Below are 10,801 nucleotides of genomic sequence, written 5' to 3'. Positions count from 1 at the left end.
ACCATGTCCAGCGCCCCCGCATCGACGGTGGCCGCACCGGCCGGTGGCGGACCGTTCGGCGGCGGGCCGGGCGCCGGCTTCAGTCCCACGGCCACGGACGGCATCGGAGCGGGCATGCCCGACGCCCTGTACGCCGTGGGACTGTCCGGGCTGGCGGCCCGCGGCAGCGCCAGCGGCCGGTCACGTCGCAAATCGGAGGAACCGGCGCCCGACGACGTCGACGCCCCCGCCGCGGCCGCCGCGGCCGCCGCGGCCAAGAAGAAGGCGCGGGCCCGCCGGCGCCGCCCCGGAACGGCCACCGACCGCGCGTACCGCTACGAATTCATGGACCTCGATCAGGAGTCGGGGGCCGGCGACGAGGACCCGGACGCCGTGCGCGCCTCGGACCAGGGCGGGGGACCGCTCGGATTCGCCGGTGCCGCAGCGAGATCCGGTCTCGCGCAGCCGACCGGGTTGGCGACGCTGACCCGCGACGGGTTCGGTGACGGGCCGACCGTGCCGATGATGCCCAGCAGCTGGCGCAGCGACGATTAACCGAGCGGGTAGCGCCGGGGTGTGAACACCCGGTCGCCGGAATCGCTTGCATGCCATTGCGTTTGCGACGATCCGACGATCAGCAGGCAACGCATGTCCACCTGCGCGGGGTCTAGATCGGCCAGCCGCACCACGCGGACGTCCTCGTCGGGCCCGGAAACGCTGCGGCCGACCACCACCGGCGTCCCGGGCTCGCGGTGTTCCAGCAGCAGGTCGCGCATCGCGCCGACTTGCCACGTTCGCGACTTGGACGCCGGGTTGTAGATGGCCAGCACCAGGTCGGCGGCGGCCGCCGCGGCCAGCCGCTCGGCGATGATCTCCCACGGTTTGAGCCGGTCGGACAGCGAGATCACCGCGTAGTCGTGGCCCAGCGGAGCGCCGACCCGGCTGGCGACGGCCTGGGCCGCCGTCATCGCCGGAATCACCCGGATCGCCACTCCCGGCCACTCTTTGGCCTCTTCCAGCACCGCGGTCGCCATCGCGAACACCCCGGGGTCCCCCGAGGACACCACCGCGACGGCACGGCCCTGCTCTGCCAACGCGCAGGCCAGTCGGGCGCGCGCGGGCTCGTCTGTGTTGTCGCTGGGGTGCCGGCGTTGGCCGTCGCGCACCGGGACGCGATCCAGGTAACCGGCGTAACCGATCAGGTCGGTGGCGCCGGCCAGCTCACGCCGGCTCTGCGGGGTCATCCAGTCGCTGCCGCCGGGCCCCAGGCCGACCACCGCGACCGTGCCGGCCGCCGCTGGCTGCCGTCCGCGGCGCCCACCCGGCAGCATCGCCAGCGAGAAGTAGGGCACGCCGGCCTCGTCGACGTCGGCGGCGGGCAGGATTCGCTGCCCGGCGGTGCTGGCCCGCTCGACGTAGAACGCGTCGTCGAGCTGCCCGGACGCCGAAAGCGCTTCGCGCACAGCGCGATACGAGCGACCAAGTTTCAGCACCACCGCGGCGTCCGCGTCGGCCAGGCGGCGGGTGAGCTCGGCGACCGGCAGGGTGCCCGGCAGCACCGAGAGCACCTCGTCGCCGGCCACCAACGGCGTCGCGATGGCCGCCGACGCGGCGCTCACCGACGTAACCCCCGGCACGATGACGGCGTTGAACCGCTGCGTCAGCCGGGTGTGCAGGTGCATGTAGGAGCTGTAGAACAGTGGGTCGCCCTCGGCGAGCAGCGCCACATCGCGGCCCGCGTCGAGATGAGCGGCGATGCGCGCGCTGGCTTCCACGTAGAAGTCCTCGAGGGCCCCGGCGTAGCCGCCGGGGTGGTCGGTCACCTCGGTGGTCACCGGATAGATCAGGTGCTCCTCGATCTGCCCGGCCCGCAGGTACGGTTCGGCGATCCCGCGCGCGATGCTGCGGCCGTGCCGGGCGCTGTGGTAGGCCACCACGTCGGCCTCGCCGATCACCCGCGCCGCCTTGACGGTCACCAGCTCCGGGTCGCCGGGTCCCAGCCCGACACCCCAGAGAGTGCCCCGCGTGGTCATTCGCGGTCGCTCGCGATCGCATTGACCGCGGCGGCGGCCATGGCGCTGCCACCGCGGCGGCCCCGCACCACCAGATACGACATCCCGCGCGGACGGTCGATGAGCTCCTGTTTGGACTGGGCCGACCCGACGAATCCGACCGGCCCGCCCAGGACTCCGGCCGGCGGGGAAATCCCTTCGTCGACCAGCTCGAGCAACCGGAACAGGGCGGTGGGCGCGTTGCCGATGGCCAGCACGGCGCCGGGCAGCCGATCGGCCCACAGCTCCACCCCGGCCGCCGATCGGGTGGTGTGCCTGCGCGAGGCCAGGTCCGCGGCGCGCGGGTCGGCCACCAGCGACACCACCTCGTTGCCGGCCGGCAGCCGCGCGCCGGTGATCCCGGCGGCCACCATCGACGAATCGCACAGCACCGGCGCGCCGCCGCGCAGGGCGGCGCCGACGCGCGCGGCGACGTCGTCGGTGTAGGCGACGTGCTCGGCGATGTCGACCTGCCCGCAGGTGTGGATCAAGCGCACCACCACCCGCGCGATGTCGTCCGGGAAGCGGGCCAGGTCGGCTTCGGCCCGAATGGCCGCGAACGACTGCCGATAGATCTCAGCTGCGTCGCGGATGTAGTCGAGCACCCGCTTACCCTAAGGTCCTGGCGGCGACCCGCTTCGCCCGGCTTCGCCGCGCTTGCGGTCACCGCGTAGCTGGCGGTATCCGTCGCCAGTCGCCAGCAGCACCTCGCCGGTCAGCGGGCTGCCGCACGCGCGGTCGCAGCCGACGAAATGGCGATGCACTCCCGCATCCCCGCCCAGCGCCGCGGCCGCGTCGGCCCGGACATCGGCCAGCGAATGCGCGCATCCGGGGCTGCCGGTGCAGGCGCTGACGTTCAGCCAGGGGGAGTTCTCGTCGAACACCAGACCCAGCGGGGCCAGCACCCGCAGCGCGACGTCGGCGATGCCCTCGTCGAGATCGCACACCAGCACCGAGCGCCAGGGTGTGATCACCAGCGGCGCCTCGATCGCCGCCAGGAATTCCGCGACCCGCGCGGACAGCACCCCGAGCGGCACCGCGGCGCCGAGCGCCACCCTGCCTTCTTGGCCGGGCCAGTCCTGGTTGATCCAGCCCACCGGCGGCCTGGTGACCGCGGGAAAGGCGACGGCGCCCAGTTCCGCGCCGGGCAACAGGCTTTCGATGTCGTCCAATTCCTTGACACGCCAAGCGCTTCCACGTGTCGCCGCGAAACGTGTCGCGATCATGACCAGCGTCTCGATCACCTCGCCGGCCGTCAGCCGGACGCCGGTGTCGCGTCCGGCGAGCAACAACGCCCAGCCATCGGGAAGCGCGTGCACACCGACGTCGGCGCACAGGCCGGAAACGTCGGCGCGCCCGTCGTCGAGGCTGAACCAAAAGCGCCCGCCCAGCTCGACCAGGCTCGGCTCGGCGCGGATCGCCTCGTCCAGCTCGGTGATCCACGGACGCACGTCGACAGTCCCGCCAGCCCGGCCGGATAGCGGCGAAGCGACGATGTTGCGTACCCGCTCGTGGGTCGCCGAGGGCAACAGCCCCGCGTCGGCGATGGCCTCGGCCGCCGCCGTCACATCGGTGATCCCGCGCAGCTGCACGTTGCCGCGCGCGGTGAGCTCGAGCGTCGCCGAACCGAATTCGGTGGCCACCCGTGCCAGCGCGGCGAGCTGGGCGGCCGTCAGCACGCCGCCGGGCAGCCGGATCCGCGCCAGGGCGCCGTCGGCGGCCCGGTGCACCTGTAGCGCACCCGGGCATGCGTCGGTGTCGCGGGATCTGGGCACGCGTCCACGGTACGGGCCTGGTCCGCCTCACGATTGGGGTCTCGGGATCCGGGGCACCCTCGTCCGCATGCAGACGGTCGAATACGCCCCGGGCCGCTTGGCTGATGTCTACGGCGACTCCACTCGCCCCACGGTCCTGTTATGGCACGGCATGCAGACCGACGCGCGCGCGGCCTTCGGTCCGCTCGCCCGCCTGCTCGCCGAACGTGGCGCGGCGGCGGTCGCACCGGACTGGAACTCCCACGCCGACGACGGCGGGCGCGCAGACCTGCTGCGGTCGCTCGACTTCACCCGGGAACGTGCCGGCGACCCCGACGGCATCGTGCTGGTCGGGTGGTCCATGGGTGGGTGCGCCGCGGCGGGCCTGACGCTTCGCGGCGACGTCCCCTTGGCGCACACCGTCTGCCTCGCCGGGGCTTTCATGGTGCCCGACCCGCTCACCGGCCGGGTGCCGACCGGGGCGTTGACGCCGGAGGGCGGCGGCACACCCTTCACGTTGCTGCACGGCCTGGCCGACGATGTCGTCCCGGTGACGGCCAGCAGGGACTTCGCCGCCGCCTTGCGACGGGCCGGCTGGCCGGTGGAGTTGGTGGAGCTGGCGGCCGACCACGGGTCCATCGCGGGCGCCGACTACGACGCCGCCGCGGATCGCTACGAGCCGGGTAAGAGCGACGAGGCGCTGCGGGTCGCCGGAGAGGTCGCCGACCGGATCGCGGCGACCCTACGGTACGAATGAGGGGTGGCTGAGCCGACCATCCTTTTGCTGTCGACGTCCGACACGGACCTGATCAGCGCCCGCGCCAGCGGACGAAATTATCGGTGGGCCAACCCTTCGCGCCTGGATGAAAGCGAACTGCCGGAACTGCTGGCCGGCGCGGCGATCGTGGTGGTTCGCATCCTCGGCGGTTACCGCGCCTGGCAGAGGGGGATCGACAGCGTGGTCGCCAGCGGCGTGCCCACCGTGTTGGTCAGCGGTGAGCAGGCCGCCGACGCCGAGCTGACCGGGCTGTCCACGCTCGCCGCCGGCATCGCGGTGCAGGCGCACATCTATCTGGCGCACGGCGGCGTCGAGAACCTCCGCCAGCTGCACGCCTTCCTGTCCGACACCGTGCTGATGACGGGGTTCGGGTTCAGCCCGCCCGTCGTGACACCGACCTGGGGCGAGCTGGAGCGGTCACACACCAGTGAGTCCGACGGCCCCACGATCGCCGTCCTGTACTACCGCGCGCAGCAGCTAGCCGGCAACACCGGCTACGTCGAGGCGCTGTGCCGGGCCATCGAGGACGCCGGCGCGCGGCCGCTGCCGGTCTACTGTGCGTCGCTGCGGACCGCCGAACCCGAACTGCTGCAACGGCTGGGGGACGCCGACGCCATGGTGGTCACCGTCCTGGCTGCCGGGGGACTGAAGCCGGCCACGGCGTCCGCCGGTGGCGACGACGACAGCTGGAACGTCGAACACCTTGCGGCCCTGGACATTCCGATCCTGCAGGGACTGTGCCTAACCAGCTCTCGGGCCCAGTGGAGCGAAAACGACGACGGGCTGAGCCCGCTCGATGTGGCCACCCAGGTGGCGGTGCCCGAGTTCGACGGCCGCATCATCACGGTCCCGTTCTCCTTCAAGGAGATCGACGACGACGGCCTGATCTCCTACGTTGCCGACCCGGAGCGGTGCGCACGGGTCGCGGGGCTGGCAGTCCGGCACGCGCGGCTGCGCCACGTCGCCCCGGCCGACAAACGAGTAGCCCTGGTGTTCTCGGCCTATCCGACCAAGCACGCGCGGATCGGGAACGCGGTGGGGCTGGACACGCCCGCCAGCGCGGTCGCGCTGCTGCGCGCGATGCGCGCGCGCGGGTACCAGGTGGGCGAAATCCCCGGCGTCGACGCCGACGACGGCGACGCCCTGATCCACGCCTTGATCGAACGGGGGGGTCAGGACCCCGACTGGCTCACCGACGGGCAATTGGCGGGCAACCCGATCCGCCTGTCCGCCAAGGACTATCGGGACTGGTTCGCCACCCTGCCCGCCGATCTGACCGACGCGGTGACACGGCATTGGGGCCCGCCGCCCGGGGACCTCTTCGTCGATCGCACACGAGACCCCGACGGTGAAATCGTCATCGCCGCAATGCAAGCCGGCAACCTGGTGCTGATGGTGCAGCCGCCCCGCGGTTTCGGCGAGAACCCGGTGGCGATCTACCACGACCCCGACCTGCCACCCAGCCACCACTACCTGGCCGCCTACCACTGGCTCGACGCCGGGTTCGGTTCGCACGCCGTGGTGCACCTGGGCAAGCACGGCAACCTGGAATGGCTGCCCGGCAAGACGTTGGGCATGTCGGCCGCCTGCGGATCCGACGCCGCGCTGGGCAACCTGCCCCTGATTTACCCCTTCCTGGTGAACGATCCGGGTGAGGGCACCCAGGCCAAGCGGCGGGCGCACGCGGTCCTGGTCGACCATCTCATTCCGCCGATGGCGCGCGCCGAAACCTACGGCGACATCGCCCGGCTGGAGCAATTGCTCGACGAGCACGCGAACGTCGCCGCGCTCGACCCCGGCAAGCTGCCCGCCATCCGCCAACAGATCTGGACCCTGATCCGGGCCGCCAAGATGGACCACGATCTCGGGCTGACTGAGCGGCCCCCCGAGGATTCGTTCGACGACATGCTGCTGCATGTCGACGGCTGGCTCTGCGAGATCAAGGACGTGCAGATCCGTGACGGACTGCATGTACTGGGCCAAAAGCCTTCGGGGGAAACCGAACTCGACCTTGTGCTGGCGATCCTTCGCGCCCGCCAGCTGTTCGGGGGAGAGCAGGCCATCCCGGGATTGCGGCAGGCGCTGGGCCTTGCGGAGGACGGTACCGACGAACGCGCATCGGTCGACTCGGCCGAGGCAGCGGCCCGCGGACTCATCGCGGCGCTGCAGGCCAGCGGCTGGGAGCCCGACGCCGCCGACCGCATCACCGACAACCGCGAGATCGCGGCGGTGCTCCGGTTCGCCGCCACCGAGGTGGTGCCCCGCCTGGCCGGCACCGCGGCCGAGATCGACCAGGTGCTCGACGCGTTGGACGGCCACTTCATCCCGGCCGGCCCGTCGGGCTCACCACTGCGCGGTCTGGTCAACGTGCTGCCCACCGGCCGCAACTTCTACTCCGTCGACCCCAAGGCGGTGCCCTCGCGGCTGGCCTGGGAGGCCGGCGTGGCGCTGGCGGATTCGCTGCTGACCCGCTACCGCGACGACCATGGGCAATGGCCGCAGTCGGTGGGGCTCTCGGTGTGGGGCACCTCGGCGATGCGCACCGCAGGCGACGACATCGCCGAAGTGCTTGCGCTGCTGGGAGTCCGGCCGGTTTGGGATGACGCGTCGCGGCGCGTCGTCGACCTCACCGCCATACCGCTCGCCGAGCTGGGCCGTCCGCGCATCGACGTGACCGTGCGGATCTCCGGGTTCTTCCGCGACGCCTTCCCGCACGTGGTGACGATGCTCGACGACGCGGTGCGGCTGGTCGCCGGGCTCGACGAGCCGGCCGACGACAACTACGTGCGGGCGCACGCGCAGGCCGACCTGGCGCAGCACGGCGACCAGCGCCGCTCCACGACAAGGATTTTCGGCTCCAAGCCGGGAACTTACGGCGCCGGGTTGCTACAGCTGATCGACAGCCGCAACTGGCGCGACGACGCCGACCTGGCGCAGGTGTACACCGCGTGGGGTGGCTTCGCCTACGGCCGCGACCTGGATGGCCGCGAGGCGGTCGACGACATGAATCGTCAGTACCGGCGGATCGCGGTGGCCGCCAAGAACACCGACACCAGGGAACACGACATCGCCGACTCGGACGACTATTTCCAATACCACGGTGGGATGGTGGCCACGGTGCGGGCGTTGACCGGGCAGGCGCCCGCAGCCTATATCGGCGACAACACCAGACCGGATGCGATCCGCACCCGAACGCTCTCTGAGGAGACCACCCGGGTGTTTCGCGCCCGAGTGGTCAATCCGCGCTGGATGGCGGCGATGCGCCGGCACGGCTACAAGGGTGCGTTCGAGATGGCGGCGACGGTGGATTACCTGTTCGGCTATGACGCGACCGCGGGCGTGATGGCGGACTGGATGTATGAGCAGCTCACCCAGAGCTACGTGCTGGATCCCGAGAACCGGAAGTTCATGGCCGAATCCAACCCCTGGGCGCTGCACGGCATGGCCGAACGACTGCTGGAGGCCGCCGGCCGCGGCATGTGGGAACAGCCGCAACCGGAGACCCTCGACGGCCTGCGCCAGGCGCTGCTGGAAACCGAGGGCGACCTGGAGGGCTGACCCCTGACGCGAGTGTGCGGCTAGCCGCACACTCGGCAGCGAACGTGCGGCTAGCCGCACACTCGGCACGGGCGGGCTACGGGGCGTAGGTTGACACCGTGACACCCACCTTCGCCGATCTCGCCAAGGCGCAATACATCCTGCTGACCACGTTCACCAAGGACGGCAAGCCCAAGCCGACGCCGATCTGGGCCGCCGCCGACCAGGATCGGCTGCTGGTGATCACCGGAGAAAAGTCGTGGAAGGTCAAGCGGATCCGCAACACTCCGCGGGTAACGCTGGCCACTTGTACCATGCAGGGCAAACCGACCAGCGAGGCCGTCGAAGGCACCGCCGCCATCCTCGACAAGTCGCAGACCGGCGCCGTGTACGACGCCATCGGCAAGCGCTACGGCATCCTCGGTAAGGTCTTCAACCTCTTCAGCAAGCTGCGCGGCGGCATGGAGAACAACGTCGGCCTCGAACTCAGGGTGTCCCCGACGTAAGGGCCATGGGCACCGTTCTCGTCCCGATCCCGGACCGCGACTTCGACCCGACCGAGGTCGCGGTCAGTTGGCGCGTCCTGACCGACGACGGGCATCGGGTGGTGTTCGCCACCGAGAGCGGAACGCCCGGCGCGGCGGACGACATCATGGTGAGCGGCCGTGGCCTGGACCTCTGGTCCGCCCTGCCGGTGCTGGGGGCCATTCCCGTCATCGGTCTGATGCTGCGGGCGAACAAGGCCGGGCGCGGCGCCTATCGGGACATGTTGGCGTCAAACGAGTTTCAGCGCCCGGTCGCGTGGGCCCAGGCCACCCTCGACGGCATCGACGCGCTGCTGCTGCCCGGCGGGCATCGGGCCCGCGGAATGCGCAGCTACGTCGACAGCCACATCCTGCATCGGCTTGTGGTGGACGCCTTCAAACGCGGCATGGTCGTCGGCGCCATCTGTCACGGCGTGCTGCTCGCGGCGCGCAGCGTCGACCCCGAGACGGGCCGCTCGGTGCTCTACGGGCACCAGACCACGGCCCTGACGTGGGCGATGGAGCGCCTGGCGTGGCGGTTGACGCGTGTCACCCGGTTCTGGGACCGAGACTACTACCGCACCTACACCGAGGAACCCGGCCAGGCGGAAGGGTACATGTCGGTGCAGGCGGAAGTGACTCGTGCGCTTGAAGATCCGGCGGACTTTCGCGACGTGGTGCGCGGTTCACCGGACTGGCGGCGCAAGACCTCCGGCATGGCGCGCGACACCGCGACCGACCCGCGGCCCGCGTTCGTCGTCGACGACGGCGACTACGTGTCGGCGCGCTGGCCCGGAGACACGCACACGTTCGCGACGGTCTTGTCGCGAAAGCTCAACTGACGCAGCTACGTCGTCGCGCCCGCCGCCAAGTGCTCGCCGAAGAACGCGAACACCCGGCGCCAAGCGTCCTCCGTGGCCGCCTCGTCGTAGCCGAAACCGGTGATCCGCAGCAGTGGCTGGGCCGGCAGGTCGTTGGCAAAGCTATGCCCCACACCGGGATAGACCTTCACATCGGCAGTGATGTTCTTCCTGGCGATGGTCTCGCGCAGCTTCTCGGGCGCGCCCCGTCCCAGCGGGTCCTTGGCGCCGAAACTGGCCACGATCGGGCACGCCCCGTCCAGCGTCTTGTCGAGGTTGCGGGGCAGGGGAGCGCCGTAGAACGGGGCGGAAGCCCCGAAACCCTTGGGAGACATGACCAATGCGAACTGGCCGCCCATGCAGAACCCCGCGATGCCGACCTGGCCGGAACATTCCGGCATGGCTTTCAGGTGATCGCGCGCCGCCAGGATGTCCGATAGGGCGCGGCCGCGCTGCGTCTGCAGCTCCTTCATCACCCGGGTGATGCAGCGCATCCGGCCGCCCCGCGCGTACATGTTGGGGGTGATCGCCACATAGCCGGCCTGGGCGATGCGCTTGTTCGTCGACTCCTTATCCCTGCCGTATCCGAACGCGTCATGAATCACGACGACGCCCGGCCACGGGCCCTGACCCGAGGGAAGGTCCAGCAGCGCGTCGATCGGTCCGTCGGGCGTGTCGATCTCAATCGTGGTCATAGCGTCATCTAACTGCAATCGCCCCGGACACCACCATGGGAACTTCGACGCGGTCGGCGAACGTTGCCCTGACATGCTGTCACGGCTGTTTCTCGGCTACGCCGTCGTCGAGCTGGCGGCGATCATCGCCCTGGTCTCGATGATCGGGTGGGGTTGGACGCTGCTGGCATTGGCGGGCACCTTCCTGCTCGGATGGGGCCTCCTGGTGCCGATGATGGGCTCGCACCTGCTGCGCCAGGTCGGCGACCTCCGCTCCGGTCTCGCAGAGCCGCGCACCGCGGTGCGGGACGGGACGCTGGTCTCGCTGGCCACCCTGCTGGTCTTGGTACCCGGCCTCGTGACAACGGCGCTGGGGCTGTTGCTGATGGTGCGATCCGTACGGTCGGCCGTCGGGCCCGGTTTGGCCGCGATCGCGATGCGCGGACTGCGGCGGCGCATGCCGCTGCTCGCCGACACGACTCTGTTCGGCGCCGGCGCGCGTCAGACCGGCGGCCCCGCGCAAGACGGCTACATCGACGGCGAGGTCGTCGACGTCCGGGACTACCGCCCGGCCGCCCTCGAGAACGAGCCGGTGCGCGGCGGATTCCCGGGCCGGCCCGCCTGGGACTGATCGCCCCGCCCCG

General features: G+C 71.0%; 10 protein-coding genes. 6 read left to right on the top strand and 4 right to left on the bottom strand.

Annotated elements, in window-relative coordinates; translation table 11 throughout:
• The coding region (locus A5701_RS25865; RefSeq protein WP_231972882.1) for a hypothetical protein at positions 1–534 on the top strand (534 nt) is incomplete at its 5' end.
• Here A5701_RS25865 and A5701_RS25860 read toward each other — a convergent pair.
• Genes A5701_RS25860 through cobG form a run of 3 tightly spaced genes read right to left on the bottom strand, consistent with a single transcriptional unit; the run spans position 531 to position 3,805 of the window.
• On the bottom strand, positions 531–2,012 hold the full coding sequence (locus tag A5701_RS25860) for a precorrin-2 C(20)-methyltransferase (RefSeq protein WP_067760907.1): 1,482 nt from the start codon (positions 2,010–2,012) through the stop codon (positions 531–533). The genes A5701_RS25865 and A5701_RS25860 overlap by 4 nt on opposite strands.
• Positions 2,009–2,635 carry a precorrin-8X methylmutase gene (locus A5701_RS25855; RefSeq protein ID WP_067760905.1) on the bottom strand — a complete coding sequence of 209 codons (627 nt, stop codon included), beginning with the start codon at positions 2,633–2,635 and terminating at the stop codon, positions 2,009–2,011. Before A5701_RS25855 ends, A5701_RS25860 begins: the two co-directional genes overlap by 4 nt.
• A gap of 9 nt (positions 2,636–2,644) precedes the next feature.
• Complete coding sequence (cobG, locus tag A5701_RS25850) at positions 2,645–3,805, bottom strand: precorrin-3B synthase (protein WP_067760903.1); 1,161 nt, start codon at positions 3,803–3,805, stop codon at positions 2,645–2,647.
• A 67-nt stretch (positions 3,806–3,872) separates the two neighbouring features.
• Here cobG and A5701_RS25845 point away from each other — a divergent pair, with 67 nt between their 5' ends.
• The 4 genes from A5701_RS25845 (at position 3,873) to A5701_RS25830 (ending at position 9,465) form a co-directional block, all read left to right on the top strand.
• Positions 3,873–4,541, top strand: coding sequence for an alpha/beta hydrolase (locus A5701_RS25845; RefSeq protein WP_067760901.1), 669 nt, complete (start codon positions 3,873–3,875; stop codon positions 4,539–4,541).
• Between the two features lie 3 nt (positions 4,542–4,544).
• Entirely contained in the window at positions 4,545–8,120 is a 3,576-nt protein-coding gene (gene cobN, locus A5701_RS25840; protein ID WP_067760899.1) for a cobaltochelatase subunit CobN, read from the top strand.
• A gap of 98 nt (positions 8,121–8,218) precedes the next feature.
• Positions 8,219–8,605, top strand: coding sequence for a PPOX class F420-dependent oxidoreductase (locus A5701_RS25835; RefSeq protein WP_067760897.1), 387 nt, complete (start codon positions 8,219–8,221; stop codon positions 8,603–8,605).
• A 5-nt stretch (positions 8,606–8,610) separates the two neighbouring features.
• Positions 8,611–9,465, top strand: coding sequence for a type 1 glutamine amidotransferase domain-containing protein (locus tag A5701_RS25830; protein WP_067760895.1), 855 nt, complete (start codon positions 8,611–8,613; stop codon positions 9,463–9,465).
• Between the two features lie 5 nt (positions 9,466–9,470).
• Here A5701_RS25830 and A5701_RS25825 read toward each other — a convergent pair whose 3' ends face one another.
• Positions 9,471–10,178, bottom strand: coding sequence for a dienelactone hydrolase family protein (locus A5701_RS25825; protein WP_067760893.1), 708 nt, complete (start codon positions 10,176–10,178; stop codon positions 9,471–9,473).
• 73 nt (positions 10,179–10,251) lie between these two features.
• Here A5701_RS25825 and A5701_RS25820 point away from each other — a divergent pair, with 73 nt between their 5' ends.
• Positions 10,252–10,788, top strand: a complete 537-nt coding sequence (locus tag A5701_RS25820; protein WP_067760891.1) for an FxsA family protein — start codon at positions 10,252–10,254, stop codon at positions 10,786–10,788.
• Positions 10,789–10,801: the final 13 nt, after the last annotated feature.

The organism is Mycobacterium sp. E3305, assembly GCF_001666785.1.
Lineage (GTDB): Bacteria > Actinomycetota > Actinomycetes > Mycobacteriales > Mycobacteriaceae > Mycobacterium.
Note: the sequence above shows the minus strand (reverse complement) of the source record. Positions and strands in the feature narration are given on the sequence as shown.

Excerpts from the sequence above, each read along its gene's own strand:
- A5701_RS25860 (WP_067760907.1), bottom strand. The coding sequence starts at position 2,012 with ATGACCACGCGGGGCACTCTCTGGGGTGTCGGGCTGGGACCCGGCGAC.
- A5701_RS25845 (WP_067760901.1), top strand. The coding sequence starts at position 3,873 with ATGCAGACGGTCGAATACGCCCCGGGCCGCTTGGCTGATGTCTACGGC.
- A5701_RS25830 (WP_067760895.1), top strand. The coding sequence starts at position 8,611 with ATGGGCACCGTTCTCGTCCCGATCCCGGACCGCGACTTCGACCCGACC.
- A5701_RS25825 (WP_067760893.1), bottom strand. The coding sequence starts at position 10,178 with ATGACCACGATTGAGATCGACACGCCCGACGGACCGATCGACGCGCTG.
- A5701_RS25820 (WP_067760891.1), top strand. The coding sequence starts at position 10,252 with ATGCTGTCACGGCTGTTTCTCGGCTACGCCGTCGTCGAGCTGGCGGCG.